The organism is Mycobacterium botniense, from assembly GCF_010723305.1.
Taxonomy (GTDB): domain Bacteria; phylum Actinomycetota; class Actinomycetes; order Mycobacteriales; family Mycobacteriaceae; genus Mycobacterium; species Mycobacterium botniense.
In genome coordinates this window covers 945342-964418 of the sequence record NZ_BLKW01000004.1, presented here as the reverse complement: position 1 = coordinate 964418, position 19077 = coordinate 945342, and the positions used below count along the sequence as shown (strand labels likewise).

Genomic DNA, 19077 nt, shown 5'->3' with positions numbered 1-19077 from the left:
CGCCTACCCGACCGCAGCGCGCACGGCGGCGGCGAACTTCTCGCCGCGATCGGCGTAGCCGCTGAACTGGTCGAATGACGCACCCGCCGGAGCCAGCAGGACGGTGTCACCAGGCCGGGCCAGGTCTCGAGCCGCCGCCACCGCCGCGGTCATCACGCGAGCACCGAGGGCCTCGTCGGACTCCGGGACAGATTGAGTCACAGTTGTAACAGAAGCATCATTCGTCTCACCCACACCAGCATCCTCGCCTGTCACAACCTGGACGACGGGGACTTCGGGCGCGTGTCGCGATAACGCCTTGGCAACCTCATGCCGATCACGGCCGATGAGCACCGCCCCGGCCAGCCGGGAGGCCACACGGGCGACCGTGGCGTCGATGGATGCGCCCTTGAGCAGGCCACCGGCCACCCACACCACCCGCGGGTAGGCCAGCACTGACGCTTCGGCGGCGTGCGGGTTGGTGGCCTTGGAGTCGTCGACGTAGCTGATGTCATCGACGACCGCCACCACCTCGCCGCGGTGCCGGCCCACCCGAAACGACAGCAGCGCCTCGGCGATCGCGCCGGCGGGCACCCCGACGCTGCGGGCCAGCGCCGCGGCGGCCAGCGCATCGAGCACACCCACCGGCCCCGGCAGGGGTATCGACGCGACCGGCGTCAGCGCCAAATCGTCGGCAAACGCGCGGTCGACCAGCAACCCGTCCCGCACACCGAGCTCGCCGCGGGCCGGTTCACCCAGACGGAAGCCAACCCGCACCGGCGCCGCCGCCGTGTTCAGCAGCGCGGCTGCCCGCGCGTCATCCAGCCCCACCACCGCCACCCGGCCGTCCAGCACCCGCGCTTTGGCCGAGGTGTACTCGGCCATGCTGGTGTGCCAGTCCAGGTGATCTTCGGCGATATTGAGCACCGCACCGGCGTCGGGCCGCAGCGATGTCGTCCAGTGCAGCTGGAAGCTGGACAGCTCGACGGCAAGCAGCTCCGCAGGCTCACGCAACGCCTCGAGCACCGGGCTGCCGATATTGCCGCAAAGCCGGGTGCGCAGTCCCGCGGTCGACAACATAGCGTGCAGCATCGCTGTGGTGGTGGTTTTGCCGTTGGTGCCGGTGACCGCCAGCCAGCGCCGCGGCGGTCCGTAGCAACCGGATCTGTCCAGCCGCCACGCCAGTTCGACATCGCCCCAGACCGGCACGTCCGCCGTGGCGGCGGCGGCCAGTACCGGCGCGGTCGGCGGCACACCCGGGCTGGTCACCACCAGGGCATAATCGGCAATCCGGTCCGCCGCGGCCGACGAACCGATGACCGGCACGCCCCGGTCGGCATGCCAGTGCCGGATGGCCGGATTGTCGTCATACACGGTCGCGACCACCCCCAGTGGAGCCAGCGCAGCCAGCACAGCCTTGCCGGTGACCCCGCCGCCGGCCACCAGCACGCGGGCGCCGGGCGCCAGCAGGCCGCCGCCCGCTACACCCCGCGCGCCGTCGTGTCGCATATCACCCACCGATGGTGGCCAGCCACTCACCGTAGAACAGTGCCACGCCCAGCCCGCAGGTGATTGCTGTGAGCAGCCAGAACCGGATGATCACGGTGGTTTCGGCCCAGCCGACCAGTTCGAAATGGTGGTGGAAGGGCGCCATCCGGAACACTCGCCGGCCTGTGGTGCGAAAAGCCAGGATCTGTAGCACAACGGAGGTGATTTCGGCGACGAACAGCGAACCCAGCACGACGGCGAGGATCTCGGTGCGGCTGGTGACGGCCAGCCCCGCGATGATACCGCCCAGCGCCAGAGATCCGGTGTCACCCATGAAGATTCTGGCCGGTGCAGCATTCCACCACAAAAATCCGACACACGCCCCCGCGGTCGCCGCCGCGATCAGCGCCAAATCCAGGGGATCGCGGACGTTATAGCAACCGAGGCCCGGCTGCGTCGCGCAGGCGTTGCGGTACTGCCAGAACGTGATCAGCACATAGGCGGCGGTGACCATCGCCATGCTGCCGCCGGCCAGTCCGTCCAGGCCGTCGGTGAAGTTGACCGCATTGGACCACGCGCTCACCATGAGCACGCAGAACAGCACGAAAAGCGCGGGAGCCAACGTCACGGTGGCGATCTCGCGCACGTAGGACAGGTCGGGGCTGGCCGGTGTCAGCCCCGCCGCGTTGCGGAACTGCAACGCCAACACCCCGAACACGACCGCGGCGCTGATCTGCCCAACTGTCTTGGCCGTTTTGTTCAACCCGAGGTTGCGCGACCGGCGGATCTTGATCAGGTCGTCGACGAATCCGACCGCCCCCAGCGCGGTGGCCAAAAACAGCACCAGCAGGCCGGAGGCCGAGGGTCCCGTGCCCCCGAACGCCAGGCCGGCGAGGTGGGTGCCCAGGTAGGACACCCAGATTCCGGCCAGGATCGCGACCCCGCCCATCGACGGTGTACCGCGTTTGGTCTTGTGGGTGGGTGGGCCGTCCTCGCGGATCTCATGGCCGAATCCCTGTTTCGAGAAAATCCGAATCAGCGCGGGCGTCAACAGAATTGACACCGTCAGCGCTATCGCGACGGCGATGAGGATCTCGATCATTGGCCGGGTTTCCTGGCGCCGGTCTCGGCGACCAGCGCGTCGGCAAGCGCCCCCAGCCCAGCCGCGTTCGACGCTTTCACCAGCACCACGTCGCCGGGCCGCAGTTCGGCGCGCAACAGCGCCAGCGCAGCGTCGGCGTCAGCGACGGCGCTGACCTCACCGCCCCACGAACCTTCCATGACCGCGCCGTGGTGCATGGCGCTCATCGACCTCCCGGTACCGACAACGACGAGTCGAGACACATCTAAGCGCACCGCCAGCCGTCCGATGCGATCATGCTCGCGAATCGTGTCGTCACCGAGTTCGGCCATCTCGCCCAGCACCGCCCAGCTGCGGCGCCGCCGACCGCTTCGACGGGCGATCCACACCAACGCCTGCAACCCGGCCCGCATCGAATCCGGGTTGGCGTTGTAGGCGTCGTCGATGACGGTTACCCCGTCAGCGCGAGTAACCACCTGCATCCGGTGCTGCGACACCGGGCCCGCGGCAGACAGTGCCTCGGCGACCTGGTGGATGTCGGCGCCGCATTCCAGTGCGGCCGCGGCCGCGCACAGCGCGTTGCTGACCTGGTGATCGCCGCTGAGGCGAAGGCTGACCGCGGCGGTGTCGTCACCGGCGTGCAGCGTGAAGCGTGCCCTGGCCAGCTCGTCGAGGGTCACCGGCCCGGCCCACACGTCGCTGGGCCCGGCGGCGGTGCTTGCGGCGCGGCTGACCCGCACCACCCGGGCCGCCGTTGCGCCGGCCATCGCCGCCACCGCCGGGTCGTCGACATTGAGTACAACCACTCCGTGTTCTGAAATAGATTGTGGCAGCTCAGCTTTCGTTGCTGCAATGGCTTCCCGTGAGCCGAATTCGCCCAGATGCGCGGTCCCCACGTTGAGCACCACTCCCACCGCGGGTGGTGCGATGGCCGCCAGCGCAGCGATGTTGCCGGGATGACGCGCTGAGAGCTCCAGAACCAAGTAATCGGTGTCGCCGGTGGCCCGCAGCACCGTCCAGGGATGGCCTAACTCGTTGTTAAACGACCCCGGCGGGGCCACCACCGCACCCAACGGGCGCAGCGCCGCGGCCAGCAGGTCTTTGGTCGAGGTCTTGCCCGATGAACCGGTGATCCCGATGACGGTCAGCCCCCGGGCAATCAGCTCGGCGGCGACCGCGCTGGCCAGGTTTGCCAGCGCAGCCAACACCGCCGCGCCCGACCCGTCGGCGTCGTGCTCGAGCACCCCGGGGTGCGCGTCAGAGCTGGGGTGCGACCGCGGGCGGACCACGATGGCGGGCACCCCGACCGGGCGCGCAGCCAACACGGCAACCGCACCGCCCGCCACCGCCACCGCCGCGTGGTCGTGGCCATCCGCACGCGCCCCCGGCAACGCCACAAACAAACCGCCGGGAGTCGTTCTGCGCGAGTCAAATTCGACGGTCCCAGTGACGCGCGTGGCCGCAGCGGCCTGTGGCGAGATATCGGCCAGCTCACCGCCCACGATCTCGGCGATCTGGGCCACGCTCAGATCGATCACCGGCGGCGCTCCTGCTGGTCGTGTCGGGCTGCATCCCCGGCGGCGGTCATGTGCAGGCCTCGAGCGCTGCGGCGAGTTCCACCCGGTCATCGAACGGGCGGGTGCGCCCACCACAACTCTGCCCGGTTTCGTGGCCTTTGCCGGTGACCAGCACCACGTCACCCGGGCGTGCCCAGGCCACTGCGTGCCGGATCGCCGCGCGCCGGTCGGCGATCTCCACAAGTTCGGCGTCACCGCCCGCCTCGGCCGCACCGGCGAGGATGGCGCGACGGATCGCCGCAGGATCCTCACTGCGCGGGTTGTCGTCGGTGATGACGACCAGATCGGCCAGTTCCGCGGCGATCTTGCCCATCGGGCCGCGTTTGCCGGAGTCCCGCTCGCCGCCGGCCCCGAACACGACCGCCAGGCGGCTGTCCGGGCGGCGCAAGCTCTGCAGCACCGCGCGCAGCGCGCCCGGCTTATGGGCGTAGTCGACCAGCGCGAGAAAGTCTTGGCCGCGATCGATTTCTTCCAGCCGACCGGGTACCCGGGTTTCGCGCAGTCCGCCGGCCGCCTGTTCCGGAGAGACGTTGACGGTATCGAGAATCGCCAGTGCGACAAGACAGTTGGCGACGTTGTAGCGGCCCGGCAACCGAATACCGATCCGGTGATGGACGCCGGCGGGATCGATGGCGGTGAATTGCTGACCGCTGGCGCCGAGGGGGCCGATATCTTCGGCACGCCAGTCCGCGGGCTGGTTTTCCGCGCTCACGGTGATCGCCTCGCCGGCACGCGCAGCCATCGCCCGGCCCGCGTCGTCGTCGACGCAGACCACCGCGGTTTTGGCGTGCAACGGCGAACCCGGGTCGAACAACCGCGCCTTGGCCTCGAAGTACTCGGCCATGCTGGAGTGAAAGTCGAGATGATCGCGAGACAGGTTGGTGAAACCGCCGACCGCGAACCGCACCCCGTCGACACGGCCCAATGTCAGCGCGTGGCTGGACACCTCCATCACGACGCTGTCGACGCCGCGGTCGGCCATCACCGCCAGCAGCGCCTGCAGGGCAGGTGCCTCCGGCGTGGTCAGCGTAGTGGGGATATCGGCGCCGGCGATGCGGATTCCGATGGTGCCGATCAGCCCCGCCGTCCGTCCGGCAGCTCGCAGACCGGCTTCGACCAGGTAGGTGGTAGTGGTCTTGCCCGACGTTCCGGTGACCCCGATGACGACCAGACGCTCGGACGGATGTCCGTACACGGTGTCGGCCAGTCCGCCGACCACCGTGCGCGGCGCGGGGTGGATCAGTATCGGTACGTCTTTGCTTGCGCTACTGTTGATTTCGGCAACACCGACCGCATCGGTGAGGATCGCGACGGCACCGCCCGCGACCGCCTCAGCGGCGTAGCGTGCCCCGTGCGTGGTCGACCCGGCCAGCGCCGCAAACAAGTCACCCGGCTGCGCGTCTTGGGCCCTCAGCGTCACACCGGTGATCCGCACATCCGGAACCACGCTACCGCCGGCGGGGACTGCCCCGACCTGCTCGGCCAGCGCCGCCAACGGCACACCGGCGCCGACGCCGGGGCGAAGCGCAGTGGGCACGGATATCACCTCCCGTCTGTCGCACTGCCGTCGACAGGATTTCAGCCCTGACACCCTATCGTGATCAACCACGACGCTGAATCGACGTGAACTGCGGCGCCAGCACGGCTGCTCGATCAGGCGCTGGCGGTCCAGGCTGCGGGGTGACGCCAATCCACCCTCGCACAGATACCCCTAGGGGTAATACACTGTCAGTCGAGTCACCTCATCCGGTGAGCTCAGTGAGAATCGAGGAGCGTCAATGGCACGAGTCGTCATCCTCGGCGCCGGCATTGCGGGACACACCGCCGCGCTTTACCTGCGCCGATGGTTACCCCGCAAACACGAGGTCGTCGTGGTTTCGCCGAACGCCGACTGGAACTGGATTCCATCGAACATCTGGGTTGGTGTCGGCCGGATGCAACCGTCGCAGGTACTGGTTCCGCTCAAACCGATCTACCAGCGCAAGGGCATCATCTTTCACCAGGGGTTTGCCACCGCGATCCGACCCGAGGGCACGCGTGAACAGCCGTCGCCGTCGGTGGACTTCACCTACACCGATCCGGCGCGCCGCGGCGAAACCGCTCACCTCACCTACGACTACCTCATCAACGCCACCGGCCCGCAGCTGAACTTCGCCGCGACACCCGGCCTCGGCCCTGGGGGCCATTCCTATTCGGTGTGCACCGCCGAGCACGCCGCCGAGACGGCCAAGGCGCTCGAGCAGGTCATCGCCAAGCTGAAGGCCGGGGAAAAACAACGTCTGGTCATCGGAGTCGGACACGGCACCTGCACCTGCGAGGGCGCGGCGTTCGAGTACGTCTTCAACGTCGAGCACGCGCTGCGTGCGGCCGGGGTCCGCGACCTGGCCGAGATCTACTACCTGACCAATGAATACGAACTGGGCGACTTCGGTGTCGACGGCATGCAGTTCGTCGAGAAGGGCTTTGTGCAGTCCAGCCGGATGTGGACCGAGTCGCTGTTCCGTGAGCGCGGCGTCAAGGCCATCACACAGGCCGCCGTGCACGAGGTGATGGACGGCAAGCTGCGTTACGAGCAGCTTGACGGCTCCGAGCACATCCTGGGCTTCGACTTCGCCATGCTGCTGCCGCCGTTTCGGGGGGTGTCCCTCACCGCCTACGACAGCGAGGGCAATGACATCACGTCCACCCTGTTCGCGTCCTCGGGCTTTCTCAAGGTCGATGCCGACTACTCGGGCAAACCGTACGACCAATGGTCCGCCGATGACTGGCCGCACACCTACGAGTCGCCGGCCTATCCCAATATCTTCGCGCCCGGCATCGCGTTCGCGCCGCCGCACCCGATCTCCCGGCCGCGCAAAAGCGCCAACGGGACGGTCATCACGCCCAGCCCGCCACGTACCGGGATGCCGTCGGGCATCATGGCCAAAACGGTCGCGCAGACCATCCGCGACCGCATCAAAAACGCCCAGGCTCCCGCTCGCCGCGCCTCGATGGCGACGATGGGCGCCGCATGCGTCGCCTCGGCCGGCACCGGCGTGCGCACCGGTTCGGCCGCGGCGATGACAATGTTCCCGGTTGTTCCCGACCCGGTGAAGTACCCGCAGACCGGTCGCGATATCACCGGCACGTCGGGCGAACTCGGCCTGGCCGGCCACTGGATCAAGCTGATGTTGCACCACCTGTTCATCTACAAGGCCAAAGCCAGGCCGTTCTGGTGGCTGATACCAGAATGACCGCAATGAAAGGCGCTCGTATGGACGACGACACCGACTCGGAAGTGAACATTCGGACCGCCGAACGCATCGCCGGCGCCCCGTTGCCCACACCTGCCAAGCTGCGGATGCGCCAGAACTTTTTCGTGCAGTTGGGACGTTTCGCGTGCATCAACCTGAGGATGATGCGGATCATCTTTCGCGGACACGGTTAGCCGCGAATCGATTCCCGGTCACATCGGCGCTCAGTCGCCAGCACAACACATATCGCGCCCTGTCGCCGACACCACGACGAACTCCGCCGACCGCGCGCCCTACACCTCCTGTAAGGTCAGCGGCGGCCCGGGATCGGGGGAAAGCGGGATGTTTTCGCGCCGCATGAGCCAGGATGCGATGTTGTGAAACAGCGGGGCGGCTGAGGAGCCCGGTGACCCGTCGGCGGCCCGCTGCGGGTTGTCCATCATCATCCCGATGACATAGCGCGGGTCGTCGGCGGGCGCCATGCCGGCGAACGTGATCCAGTACACGTCGTCGAAATAGCAGCCACAGGCCGGGTTGATCTGCTGGGCGGTACCGGTTTTGCCGGCGATTTGATAACCGTCGACCGCGGCCGCCGGCCCGGTGCCCTGCTGGTAGCCGCGCGGATCGCGCTGCACGACCGCGCGCAGCATGTTCCGCACCGTTTGCGCGGTCTGCGGGGACACCACGCGAACTCCGCCGGGACGCGGCTCTTCGGTGCGGGTGCCGTCCGGGGCGATGGTGGCCTTGACGATCCGCGGCGGAATCCGCACTCCATCGTTGGCGATGGTCTGATACATCCCGGTCATCTGTAGGAGTGTCATCGAAAGACCCTGCCCGATAGGCAGATTCGAGAAGGTACTACCCGACCACTGGTCGATCGGCGGCACCAGACCCGCGCTCTCACCGGGCAGTCCGACACCGGTGCGCTGACCGAGCCCGAACCTCTTGAGCATGTCGTAGTAGCGTTCCGGGCCGACGCGTTGCGCCAGCATCAGCGTGCCCACGTTCGACGACTTGCCGAACACCCCGGTCGTGGTGTAGCGCATCACCCCGTGGTTCCAGGCATCGTGCACCGTGACACCGCCCATGTGGATCGAGCCGGGCACCGAGAGCACCTCGTCGGGATTAGTCAGCCCGTATTCGATGACCGCGGACGCGGTGACCACCTTGTTCACCGAGCCCGGTTCATACGGTGAGGACACCGCGATGTTCCCCAGCTGTTTGTCTCCCTGACGGCCGATGTCTTGCGAGGGGTCGAAGGTGTTGTCGTTGGCCATGGCCAATACCTCGCCGGTCTTGGCGTCCAGCACGACAGCCGAGACGTTGCGGGCACCCGAGAGGTTCTTGGCCTGCTGAACCTGCTGCTGCACGTAAAACTGGATGTCGTTGTCGATGGTGAGCTGCACCGTCGAGCCATTGACAGCCCTGTGGCGGTTGCGGTAGCTGCCCGGGATCACCACTCCGTCGGATCCGCGGTCGTAGGTGACCGACCCGTCGGTCCCGGCCAACACGGCGTCCATGGAGTCTTCCAGGCCCAGCAGCCCGTGGCCGTCCCAATCGATGCCGCCGACGATATTGGCCGCCAATGACCCCCCGGGATATTGGCGCAGATCCTGCCGTTCCGCGCCGACCTCAGGGTATTTGGTGGTGATCGCGGTCGCGATGGCCGGGTCGACGGCGCGGGCCAGATAGACGAAGGTCTCGTTACTTTGCAGTTTCTTCAGTACGGTGGCGCGGTCTGGTTTGTTGTTCAGCCGGGCCGAAACTTCCTGCGCGATCTCGCGCAGCCGCTGCTGCGGGTCGGGCGCAGCCGGGGTCTTCTGCTTGGCTTCAGCCAGTTGCTTGCGGATTTTGCGCGGCTGGAAGGTCAGCGCGCGCGCTTCGATGGTGAACGCGAGCCGGTCGTTGTTGCGGTCGACGATGGCCCCGCGCACCGCTTTTTCGACGTCGGTCACCTTGAGCTGTCCGGCAGCCTCGGCGCGCAGCCCGGCGGCGCGGGGCACCTGCAGGTAAAACAGCTGGGCGGCCGCCACCAGCAGCGCCAGGAAAATCACGGTGTTACCGACTCGATGCCGGAAGACGAACGATGCGCTGCGCATCCCCACGTTCACCGCGTGGCGGGTCCGCTGTTTCCGAGCCGAGTGACCCGGCGTGGTGATGCTGCGTGCCGTCGGCTGCGGTGCCGCGGGCTGCGCGGATTTCCGGATCGCCCTCAATCGGTAGTGGCCACGCAGTTCATCTGATCGTTGCGGCGTGGGGCGACGCCCGCGCCGGTTCGGCTGTGACGGGCGGCTCCGCCGACGGTCGCCGCGGCTCACCTCGCCGTACCCGGGGTCGCGACGATGACCGGACCGAACTGCTCGGCGCGCACCGCTGTTTCGGGAGCGCCGGCACCTGCACCGGTCGCGGACGGCGCGGCGCCGGGTGCCGGCAGCGGGGTGGGCGCCGAGGGTACAGCGGCGGGCGAGCCCGGTATGGCCGGCGGGAACACCACGGCCCCCGGTGGGGTCGGCGCCGCAGCGGCGTTCGGGGGGATTCCGCGACCTGCGGGCAACGGACCGGGCAACGGCGCCGCTGCGGTGGATCCGGACCGGCCGGGCAGATGCTGGGTACCCAGTGTCGTCGCACCGTCGGGGGCGCGCACCAGCACCTCTGGTCCCGAGCCCGTCCGCGGTGTGGGCACGCCGGCGCGGGGCGACACCCGTACCGGCACTTCAGCCGGAGGTGGCGGAGGCGGTGCGGGCTTCTCGTCGGGCAACTTGGTGTTCAGCGGCGGAAGCGGCATCCCCTCGGCCGGCTTGGGGGTGCCGACCACGACCCAGTTGCCGGTGGGATCTTGGATGAGATGAGCGGTGTCTTTGGTCGGGATCATCCCCAATTTGCGGGCCGCTTCAGCCAGCGCCGGAGCAGATTGGGCTTGTAGCACATCGCGCTCGAGTGCTTCCTTTTGCTGCTGCAGTATTTGGTTTTTCGTCCTGGCCTTCCCAAGCTGATAGGAACGCTCTGCGGAGTCCGTGGATAACCACAGTGTGAGGCCCAACCCGATACCCAGCGAACCGATCACTAACACCACAAACGGCACCTTGGCGGCCAGGGTGCGTGGCCGCAGGTCAATCGACGCCAGCCGGGCGGCCACACGATCACGCAGAGGAGCTCGAACAAGCTTGGGCGCCTTGGCTTTTCGGGCCTTCGCGCGCGCTTTGGCCTGGCTGGTGCTTGTCGGCCGGGCCTGCCGCTCAGCGGGGCGGAGCAGTGGCGCGGTCTGCGGTCCGGACCGGGCCACGCGGGGACCGCGGTCCGGCGCCCCGGCCTTTCCGCGCCGCGCCCGGGCGCGGCGCGGCGGTGGATCGGCCGGCCGCAGAGCACTCTTCCGGTGGGCATCACCGTGGCCACCACGACGATCGCCGCGGCGCCCTACAGGCGTTTCACGCTTGCCCGTCATCAGTCGCCCCTCCTTGCACCCGGCGGTCCCGGCTCCACTCGTTGCAGCGCCCGCAAGCGCACCGGCGCGCTGCGCGGGTTGCGGTCGATTTCAGCGGCATCAGCGTGTTCGGCGCCGCGGGTCACCAAACGGAATCGGGGCCTGTGGCCGGGCAATTCGACCGGGAGAGCCACCGGTGTGCGAGAGCTGGCGGCGTCGGTGAACACGCGTTTGACGATGCGGTCCTCGAGCGATTGATAAGACAGCACCACGATGCGCCCGCCGACCTTCAGCGCGTCCAGCGTGGCGGGCAGAGCGCGCCGCAGCGACTCCAGCTCATCATTGACGGCAATACGCAGCGCTTGAAACGTGCGCTTGGCCGGATGCCCTCCGCTGCGCCGGGCCGGGGCCGGGATAGCTTGGTAGATAAGCTCAACCAGCTCTCCAGTCGAGGTGAACGGTTGACGTGCACGGCGACGGACGATGTGTGCGGCGATGCGGCGAGCGAACCTCTCCTCACCGTAGCGGTGCAGGATCTCGACGAGGGCGGTTTCGTCGTACGTGTTGAGGATGTCGGCTGCGGTCAGGGAGGTGTCAGGGTCCATCCGCATGTCCAGCGGTGCGTCCTGGGCATAGGAGAAACCCCGCTCGGCCCGGTCGAGCTGCATCGATGAAACACCCAGGTCGAAGAGCACAGCATCGACTGATTCTGTTGCAGCATAACCAGATTCATTCAGCACAGCGATGATGTCGTCATACCGTCTCCGCGCCAGGGTGATCCGCGCCGAAAATCGTGCCAACCGGGTGCGTGCGATCTGCACGGCGCTGGGGTCCCGGTCCAGCCCGATGAGCCGCACACCGGGCAGTTCGGTGAGGACGCGCTCGGCGTGCCCGCCGGCGCCGATGGTGGCATCCACCAAAACCGTGCCCGATCCGTCCGGATGCTGCCGGGTCAGTGCCGGGGCCAGCAGCGCGACGCACCGTTCCAGCAGCACGGGCACATGACCGAAATCGGCTGAGTCATCGGCCACGGCAACACCTTCCCGTCGAGCAGCCCGGCGGGCCGCCCCTGCATCGAGGTCCCTGTCCGACAGCGCGAACCTGGCGTTGGGGAAGTACGCCAGGGCCGGTTCGGGCAGAGGCCACGTTGCACGGGCGCAAGCCTCAGATGATGTCGCCGAGTGCTTCATCGCTGGCTGCGGAGAAGTTCTCTTCGTGGGTCTGCTGGTAGTCCTGCCAGGCCTGCGCGTCCCAGATCTCGAGGTAGTCGACCGCCCCGATCACCACACAGTCTTTGGACAAGTTGGCATAGCGGCGATGATCGGCCGACAACGTGATCCGGCCTTGGGCGTCCGGATGCTGCTCGTCGGTGCCGGCGGCAAGGTTGCGCAGGAAGGCGCGCGCCTCCGGGTTGTTGCGCTTGGCCTTGTCGGCCAGTCGGCGGGCCAACTGCTCGAACTCCGCGCGCGGGTAGACAGCCAGACTGTGGTCTTGGCTTTTGGTGACCATCAATCCTCCTGCCAGCGCGTCGCGGAACTTGGCGGGCAGCGTCAGCCGCCCTTTGTCATCGAGCTTGGGCGTGTAGGTCCCCAGAAACACCTGGCCACCTCCCGCCCCACCTCAGGCTCCGCATTCCGTTCTCTGCCACCATACCCCACTATCCCCCACTTTGCTCCATATCGCTAGAGAAGGATTGGTATCTTTCCTGCTACAGCCGTGCTGCCGTGGCTTCGCACACAGCCGTTACCTACCCGATTGCGAACCCATCGCGGAAAAAATTTCCTGTTCAGAGCCCTGGAACGGGCTCAGTGGGGCGTTGTGGGGAAAGCCTGCCGGCGCCACGCCCGGGCCGCGGCCTCATCCGCGCCCTCATCCCCGCACGACAAAAACCACGACAAAAACACGACAAGGACAAGGACACGACAAAAACGGGGTAGCGCACCTGGCTACCCCGTGGAAACCCGGCCGCTATTCGTTGAAGCGGCGGCGGAAGCGGTCCTCCATGCGACTGGTGAAGGTGCTGCCCCCACCCTTGGCACGACCTTTCCGCGCTCCGCCGGAGCGGTCCCGCTGCCCGGGCAGCCGCGGACCGGTGATGGCGAACACCACACCGGCGAACATCACGACAAATCCGAAAACCGAAAGGATCGGGAAGCTGCCGATCATCGTGGCTTTGAACGCCACACCGGACACCAGCATCCCCAGACCGATGACGAACAGCCCCGTGCCTTGCACCCGCCGCCGGGTTGTGGGCGCGTGCAACCCCACGCCACGAACACTTGACGCGAACTTGGGGTCTTCGGCGTAGAGAGCGCTCTCGATCTGCTCGAGCATCCGCTGCTCATGATCGGAGAGTGGCATTCGTCCCTCCTTGCCGAAAACCTGTCACGTGGCTGCCGAGAGCACGTGCGCACCCTAGTGTGGGCAACTACTTGAGATGATACGAGGTCAGTCTGCGCCGTACCACTGGTTCGTAGGCCGATTCTAGCGGCGACGGTTTGGCGGTCGGCAGCCGCCGCGCACTCCGATAATGGGGGAATCACCGCAGCGGATCAGCGCCCGAGGAGGACACCGCGAGTTGGCGACATTCCTCATCGATCTGCAGCCGCACGATATGCAGCGCCGCCTTGATGATGCCCTGGGGGTGTACGTCGACGCAATGCGCTACCCCCGCGGCACCGAAAACCAGCGGGCGGCTATGTGGCTGGAACACACACAAAGACACGGCTGGCAGGCGGTGGCGGCAGTCGAGGTCGATAGCCGCCCCGGCGACGCACCGTCGGCCGCGGAACTGAGCAGCGCACCCTTGGTCGGCGTGGCCTATGGATACTGCGGGGCGCCCGATCAGTGGTGGCAGCAGCAAGTTGTGCTCGGCTTGCAGCGCGGCGGCTTCACCGACCCCGAGATAAACCAGCTGATGGCCAGCTATTTCGAGTTGACCGAATTACATATCCATCCCCGGGCCCAGGGCCATGGGCTGGGTGAGGCACTGGCCCGGCGACTCCTCGCCGGGCGTGGGGAAGCCTACGTCCTGCTCTCGACCCCGGAGGCCAACGGCGAGACCAACCGGGCGTGGCGGTTGTACCGCCGATTGGGCTTCACCGACATCATCCGCGGCTACTACTTCGCCGGCGATCCGCGAGCCTTTGCGATTCTGGGCCGAAAGCTGCCGCTGTGACGCGCTGAATGTGTGCACGGCTGCAGCGATGGCGGCAGCGCATCGGGGACACCGGTCTGGCACGATGACCTGGTGCGCGCCAGTGTTCTCCGGTCCGTCGTCCGCGGGTGCATCGGGCGCCAGCGGGTGCTGGCTGCCGCGCTGCTGGTGGTGCTCGTGCCCCTGGTCGCTGGTTGCGTGCGGATCAAGGCGTCGATCACGGTCTCCCCCGACGACCTGGTATCCGGGCAGATCATCGCCGCGGCAAAACCACGCAACACCAAGGACACCGGCCCGCAGCTCGATCCCAACAACGTGCCCTTCAGCCAAAAAGTAGCGGTGTCGAAATATGACAGCGATGGTTATGTCGGTTCGCAGGCGGTCTTTTCGGATTTGACTTTCGCCGAGTTGCCGCAGCTGGCGAATATGAATCCCGATGCCGCCGGGGTGAACCTGTCGCTGCGCCGGGCCGGCAACCTGGTGATCCTCGAGGGCCGGGCCGACCTGACGTCGTTGAGTGACCCCGACGCCGACGTCGAGCTGAGCGTCTCGTTTCCCGGCCCGGTGACCTCCACCAACGGCGAGCGGGTCGATCCTGAGGTGGTGGAGTGGAAGCTCAAACCGGGCGCCGTGAGCACCATGAGCGCGCAAGCCCGCTACACCGACCCCAGTACCCGCTCGTTCACCAGGGCGGCGCTGTGGCTGGGCATCGCCTCGTTCGCGGTCGCAGGGGTGGTGGCGCTGCTGGCGTGGCTGGCCCGCGACCGCTCGCCGCGGTTCACCGAATCGGGTGATCAGGCGTCGCGGTGAGGCCTGCGGGTCAGCAGCGGTCGGGCGCCCAATAGGCGAGCATCTCGGCGAAGGTCTGGAACGCCGCCGCGGAAACACCGTACGTCGCCTCGAAATGCACGCTCAGCGGGAAACCGAGCTCTGCGACCCCGTCTATGACGCGTTTGTACAGATCGACCATGAGCTGGCGCTTGCGGGCGGGTTCGCTCTCCGCCAGTGTTGTCACGAACTCCTGCTCAGCGGCCACGGCAGCGTTGCCCGGATCCTGGATCAGCCACTTGATCAATCCGATCCGGTTTTCCACCTTCGGCACAAATCCGAATGAGAGCAGGATCTCGGGCCGGTGATCGGTGTTCCGGGCAAATTCCGTCAGAAAGCCCACAATCGCGTCGGAATACAGCAACTGGGTGAGCGCGAAGTTAGCGCCGCGCTCGCATTTGAAACCGAACCGGCCCTGCTCACCCGCGCGCGTGGGGATCAAGATCACGCCGCGGTTGTCGACCACGTCACGGTAGATCGACAAGGCATCGGTCGGCGCGACGCCGGATCCCTCACCGTCGTGCATGGTGCGCGGTACCCCGACGAAAACGACGCCCTCCATGCCGGCGGCGCACAGATCGGCGAGGCGCCGGCGCAGGGAGTGCTCATCCATGAAAGCCGTGACCTGGGTACACAGCCCCTTCACGGACAGCACCGGATTGATGAGCGACCAGAACTCAAGCACATCCAGCTTCGGCTTCATCTCGACCGGCCGATCGGCCTCTTCGGCGATCATCCCGGGGATCATGACGTGGCCGATCCGGCCATCGAGGCCGGATTCCGCGGACAGTTGCACCACCTTGCGGGCCTCTTCGGCCGCCTGCTCCACACCGTGTTCCACATTCGGCGGCACCAGCTCCAGTGCGACGGTGTTCAGAGTCACCTTGGCTACTCCTTATCGGACGACTTCTTCCCGTGGCGCGACAGCGTGAGGGCCGCAGCCCTTTCCGTCGCGACGCATTGCTGCCCGCCGGACCGAAACTGCACCGCTCCCTGCCGGCCTCACCGATGCTGTCGAGGACGCAGTCCCTCCCGCTGCCCGGTGAACTGGTGCACGTCATCCGACAGCATAAGTGCCAGATAGTGAGCCTGTCGAAGCAACCGGCGGCGGTTCACAAGCCGGGCAAGCGCACCGAGCTTTACCCTCTACGCTGGATGAACCGAGAACTTTCGCAATTCAGGGCCACCGACGGCGGAAAGGGGCGCCGCACTGAGCGTCGACACACCGGCGACCGCGGAGTTGGCCGGCGTCATCACCGAACAACTGCGGAGGTATTTGCACGGCCGCCGCCGCGAGACCGCCTACATCGGAAGCGACTTCGACGGGCTTGTCGCCGGCCTCGAAGAGTTTGTGCTCAGCGGTGGCAAACGGCTGCGTCCGGCGTTCGCCTACTGGGGCTGGCGCGCGGTCTCAACCCAAGATCCCGATACGCAAGTGCTGCTGCTGTTTTCCGCGCTGGAGCTGCTGCACGCGTGTGCGCTGGTACACGACGACATCATTGACGGTTCCGCGACCCGCCGCGGCCGACCGGCCACCCACCTGAGATTCGCCGAGTTGCACCGGGCGCGGCGCTGGCGCGGCTCACCGGAGAGCTTCGGGGTGGCGTCCGCTATCCTGCTCGGCGACCTGGCGCTGGCCTGGGCCGACGATATCGTCTCCAGGGTTGACCTGCCGCCCGACGCCCACCACCGGGTGTGGCGAGTCTGGGCTGACCTCCGCACCGAAGTGCTGGGCGGGCAGTACCTCGATATCGTCGCCGAAGCCAGTGACGCGCTCTCGATCACCTCGGCGATGACTGTCAACACGTTCAAAACCGCTGCCTACACAGTCGCGCGACCGCTGCAGCTGGGATTGGCCGCGGCAGCGGATCGGCCCGATGTGCACACGGTCTTCCACCAAATCGGCAACGATCTAGGCGTGGCGTTCCAACTTCGAGACGATGTGCTGGGAGTGTTCGGGGATCCCGCTGTCACCGGAAAACCATCCGGCGACGACTTGCGTTCCGGCAAGCGCACCGTATTGATAGCCGAGGCCCTGGAATTGGCCGAAAAGTCGGATCCTTTGGCGGCCAAATTCCTACGTCGCTCAGTGGGGAGCGAGCTGTCTGATGCGCACGTCAGTGAGTTGCGCGAGGTCATTGCGAGGGTCGGTGCGCTGGACGCGGTCGAAGACCGCATCGGTGCCCTTACCCGCCGGGCGCTGGCCACGCTGCAGGCCGCGCCCATCACTGCGGCGGCCAAGACGGGGCTGTCCGACCTCGCCAGGCTGGCTGTGAACCGGTCCTCTTGAGCCGTATGTCCGCGTCGACACCGACTCCCGCTTTCCGCCCGGCAGCCGTTGTGAGCCAACAAATTTCACGCCTACGCGGATTTGCCACCACTGCCGAGGCCCGGCCGGCCCGATGGGGTTTCCTCGGCTCGACGCTGATCACCACAGGCGGGCTGGGGGCCGGCAGCACCAAGCCGCACGACCCGTTGCTTGAGTCGATTCATCTGTCCTGGCTGCGATTCGGCCACGGCTTGGTGCTGTCGTCGATACTGCTGTGGTCGGGGGTCGCGCTCATGCTCATCGCCTGGCTGGCGCTGGGGCGGCGGGTCATCGGCGGCGACGCGACCGGCTACGCCGTGGTGGTCACCACCTGTTTCTGGCTGGCGCCGCTGCTGCTGTCGGTGCCGGTCTTCAGCCGCGACACCTACTCCTATCTCGCCCAGGGCGCGCTGCTGCGCGACGGCTTTGACCCCTATGTGGTCGCTCCAGTCGATAACCCGAATGCCTTGCTGGACAACGTCAGTCCGATTTGGACAATTACCACTGCGCCATACGGTCCGGCGTTCATTCTGGTCGCCAAGCTCGTCACAATCCTCGTCGGCAACCACGTGATCGCCGGGACACTGCTGCTGCGCTTGTGCATGCTGCCCGGTCTGGCGCTGCTCATTTGGGCGGCTCCGCGAATGGCCCGCCATCTTGGCGCCGACGGACCCACTGCGCTGTGGATCTGCGTGCTCAATCCGCTGGTCATCATCCATTTGATGGGTGGCGTGCACAACGAGATGTTGATGGTGGGTTTGATGGCCGCGGGGATCGCACTCACTTTCGGTCGTCACCATGTCGCGGGCATCAGCCTGGTCGCCGTCGCGGTCGCGGTGAAGGCCACTGCCGGGATTGCGCTGCCGTTTCTGGTGTGGGTGTGGACGCGTCATCTGCGCGACGGTCGCGGGGATCGTCCGCTGCGGGCATTCGCGACGGCCGCCGCGACCTGTGTACTGATCTTCGTCGTCGTCTTCGCTGTGCTCTCCGCGGTGGCAGGGGTCGGTCTCGGGTGGCTCAACGCGCTGGCGGGGTCGGTGAAAATCATCAACTGGCTGACGGTGCCGACCGCGACGGCGAATCTGGTCCACGCGGTCGGTGGATGGCTGTTCCCCGTCAACTTCTACGCCGTGCTGCACGTCACGAGGATCGTCGGGATCGTGATTATTGCCGCCTCGCTGCCGGTGCTGTGGTGGCGATTCCGCCACGACGATCGCGCGGTGCTGAGCGGAATCGCGTGGTCGATGTTCATCGTGGTGTTATTCGTGCCCGCTGCACTGCCCTGGTACTACAGCTGGCCGCTTGCGGTGATCGCGCCGCTAGCGCAGTCGCGCACCGCACTGGCAGCCCTCGCCGGCTTCTCCACCTGGATCATGGTGATCTTCAAACCCGATGGCGCGCATGGGATGTACTCCTGGATCCATGTGTCACTGGCGACCGCGTGCGCAGCCCTCGCGTGGTATACGCTGTACCGCGCGCCAGCGCCGTCGGGCGAAACCGCCGCCCAGCCGGCGACGCCCCGCTAGATTAAAGAGGCCACCTCAACGAGGTCAGCTAATAGGCCATCGCCTGCGCTCGGCGCACAACTTCGCGGGCCTGATGGGCATGCAAGGCGTCCACCGGGCGGGCGTTAGTGACGGCATCGCGCGTCCCGTCACGGGTGATGGTCAACGACGGGTCCGGGGTGAACAACCAGCGCATTATCTCGGTGTCGCGGTAGCCGCCGTCATGCAGGATCGTCAACAGGCCCGGCAGGCTCTTGACCACCTCCCCGGATTCGGTGAAAAAGACCCGGGGCACCACCACGTCACCGCCGCGCCGTATCGCGACCAGGTGACCCTCCCGCAGTTGCTGATGCACTCTGCTGACCGATACCCCGAGCAGCTTGGCGACCCCGGGCAGATCATACGTGGGTTCGTCGGGGTCCAGTACGTCCTCACCGGCCGGAATGCTACTCACCGCGCCCAGTGTAGAACTCATGCCGACGCTATGTGTACACGTTCGC

Annotated in this window: 17 protein-coding genes; 6 read left to right on the top strand and 11 right to left on the bottom strand. The window is 66.9% G+C overall.

Going from position 1 to position 19077, the window contains the following annotated elements:
• Positions 1-3: 3 nt before the first annotated feature.
• Genes murD through G6N08_RS14490 form a run of 4 tightly spaced genes read right to left on the bottom strand, consistent with a single transcriptional unit; the run spans position 4 to position 5716 of the window.
• Entirely contained in the window at positions 4-1488 is a 1485-nt protein-coding gene (gene murD, locus G6N08_RS14505; protein WP_163760658.1) for a UDP-N-acetylmuramoyl-L-alanine--D-glutamate ligase, read from the bottom strand.
• Between the two features lies 1 nt (position 1489).
• On the bottom strand, positions 1490-2569 hold the full coding sequence (mraY, locus tag G6N08_RS14500) for a phospho-N-acetylmuramoyl-pentapeptide-transferase (RefSeq protein WP_163758386.1): 1080 nt from the start codon (positions 2567-2569) through the stop codon (positions 1490-1492).
• Positions 2566-4086, bottom strand: coding sequence for a UDP-N-acetylmuramoyl-tripeptide--D-alanyl-D-alanine ligase (locus G6N08_RS14495; protein ID WP_163758384.1), 1521 nt, complete (start codon positions 4084-4086; stop codon positions 2566-2568). Before G6N08_RS14495 ends, mraY begins: the two co-directional genes overlap by 4 nt.
• Before the next feature lie 46 nt (positions 4087-4132).
• Positions 4133-5716, bottom strand: coding sequence for a UDP-N-acetylmuramoyl-L-alanyl-D-glutamate--2,6-diaminopimelate ligase (locus tag G6N08_RS14490; protein WP_246216849.1), 1584 nt, complete (start codon positions 5714-5716; stop codon positions 4133-4135).
• A 187-nt stretch (positions 5717-5903) separates the two neighbouring features.
• On the opposite strand from G6N08_RS14490, the gene G6N08_RS14485 reads away from it, so the two are divergent.
• Positions 5904-7358: an NAD(P)/FAD-dependent oxidoreductase gene (locus G6N08_RS14485; RefSeq protein ID WP_163758382.1), complete on the top strand. Its 1455-nt coding sequence runs from the start codon at positions 5904-5906 to the stop codon at positions 7356-7358.
• Between the two features lie 5 nt (positions 7359-7363).
• The gene (locus tag G6N08_RS14480; RefSeq protein WP_163756971.1) at positions 7364-7552 is read left to right on the top strand and encodes a hypothetical protein; all 189 of its coding nucleotides are present in this window, start codon (positions 7364-7366) and stop codon (positions 7550-7552) included.
• Positions 7553-7651: 99 nt separating this feature from the next.
• Here the strand turns inward: G6N08_RS14480 and G6N08_RS14475 are convergent, their stop codons facing one another.
• The 5 genes from G6N08_RS14475 to G6N08_RS14455 form a co-directional block, all read right to left on the bottom strand.
• Entirely contained in the window at positions 7652-9565 is a 1914-nt protein-coding gene (locus tag G6N08_RS14475) for a peptidoglycan D,D-transpeptidase FtsI family protein (RefSeq protein WP_371869063.1), read from the bottom strand.
• 107 nt (positions 9566-9672) lie between these two features.
• On the bottom strand, positions 9673-10800 hold the full coding sequence (ftsL, locus tag G6N08_RS20255; protein WP_246216766.1) for a cell division protein FtsL: 1128 nt from the start codon (positions 10798-10800) through the stop codon (positions 9673-9675).
• On the bottom strand, positions 10800-11810 hold the full coding sequence (gene rsmH, locus G6N08_RS14465; protein WP_371869032.1) for a 16S rRNA (cytosine(1402)-N(4))-methyltransferase RsmH: 1011 nt from the start codon (positions 11808-11810) through the stop codon (positions 10800-10802). The genes ftsL and rsmH overlap by 1 nt, the downstream gene beginning before the upstream one ends.
• Positions 11811-11943: 133 nt before the next feature.
• On the bottom strand, positions 11944-12378 hold the full coding sequence (mraZ, locus tag G6N08_RS14460) for a division/cell wall cluster transcriptional repressor MraZ (protein ID WP_163758376.1): 435 nt from the start codon (positions 12376-12378) through the stop codon (positions 11944-11946).
• Between the two features lie 369 nt (positions 12379-12747).
• Complete coding sequence (locus tag G6N08_RS14455) at positions 12748-13140, bottom strand: SCO2097 family morphological protein (RefSeq protein ID WP_163758374.1); 393 nt, start codon at positions 13138-13140, stop codon at positions 12748-12750.
• A 217-nt stretch (positions 13141-13357) separates the two neighbouring features.
• On the opposite strand from G6N08_RS14455, the gene G6N08_RS14450 reads away from it, so the two are divergent.
• Complete coding sequence (locus tag G6N08_RS14450; RefSeq protein WP_163760654.1) at positions 13358-13957, top strand: GNAT family N-acetyltransferase; 600 nt, start codon at positions 13358-13360, stop codon at positions 13955-13957.
• 111 nt (positions 13958-14068) lie between these two features.
• On the top strand, positions 14069-14746 hold the full coding sequence (locus tag G6N08_RS14445; RefSeq protein WP_163760652.1) for an LppM family (lipo)protein: 678 nt from the start codon (positions 14069-14071) through the stop codon (positions 14744-14746).
• 10 nt (positions 14747-14756) lie between these two features.
• Here the strand turns inward: G6N08_RS14445 and G6N08_RS14440 are convergent, their stop codons facing one another.
• Positions 14757-15647: a mycobacterial-type methylenetetrahydrofolate reductase gene (locus G6N08_RS14440; protein ID WP_163758372.1), complete on the bottom strand. Its 891-nt coding sequence runs from the start codon at positions 15645-15647 to the stop codon at positions 14757-14759.
• 357 nt (positions 15648-16004) lie between these two features.
• Here G6N08_RS14440 and idsA2 point away from each other — a divergent pair, with 357 nt between their 5' ends.
• Together idsA2 and G6N08_RS14430 are read left to right on the top strand one after the other, a co-directional pair.
• Positions 16005-17054 (top strand): bifunctional (2E,6E)-farnesyl/geranyl diphosphate synthase, encoded by a 1050-nt coding sequence (gene idsA2, locus G6N08_RS14435; RefSeq protein ID WP_163758369.1) that lies wholly within the window; start codon positions 16005-16007, stop codon positions 17052-17054.
• Between the two features lie 5 nt (positions 17055-17059).
• Positions 17060-18598 (top strand): alpha-(1->6)-mannopyranosyltransferase A, encoded by a 1539-nt coding sequence (locus G6N08_RS14430; RefSeq protein ID WP_163758367.1) that lies wholly within the window; start codon positions 17060-17062, stop codon positions 18596-18598.
• 28 nt (positions 18599-18626) lie between these two features.
• Here G6N08_RS14430 and G6N08_RS14425 read toward each other — a convergent pair whose 3' ends face one another.
• A complete protein-coding gene (locus G6N08_RS14425; protein WP_218033382.1) occupies positions 18627-19031 on the bottom strand; it encodes an Rv2175c family DNA-binding protein in 405 nt (134 codons plus the stop codon).
• Between the last annotated feature and the right edge of the window lie 46 nt (positions 19032-19077).

What these genes read in the sequence shown, in the direction of transcription:
- murD (WP_163760658.1), bottom strand. Translation starts at nt 1,488, where the DNA reads ATGCGACACGACGGCGCGCGGGGTGTAGCGGGCGGCGGCCTGCTGGCG.
- mraY (WP_163758386.1), bottom strand. Translation starts at nt 2,569, where the DNA reads ATGATCGAGATCCTCATCGCCGTCGCGATAGCGCTGACGGTGTCAATT.
- G6N08_RS14485 (WP_163758382.1), top strand. Translation starts at nt 5,904, where the DNA reads ATGGCACGAGTCGTCATCCTCGGCGCCGGCATTGCGGGACACACCGCC.
- G6N08_RS14480 (WP_163756971.1), top strand. Translation starts at nt 7,364, where the DNA reads ATGAAAGGCGCTCGTATGGACGACGACACCGACTCGGAAGTGAACATT.
- ftsL (WP_246216766.1), bottom strand. Translation starts at nt 10,800, where the DNA reads ATGACGGGCAAGCGTGAAACGCCTGTAGGGCGCCGCGGCGATCGTCGT.
- G6N08_RS14455 (WP_163758374.1), bottom strand. Translation starts at nt 13,140, where the DNA reads ATGCCACTCTCCGATCATGAGCAGCGGATGCTCGAGCAGATCGAGAGC.
- G6N08_RS14430 (WP_163758367.1), top strand. Translation starts at nt 17,060, where the DNA reads ATGTCCGCGTCGACACCGACTCCCGCTTTCCGCCCGGCAGCCGTTGTG.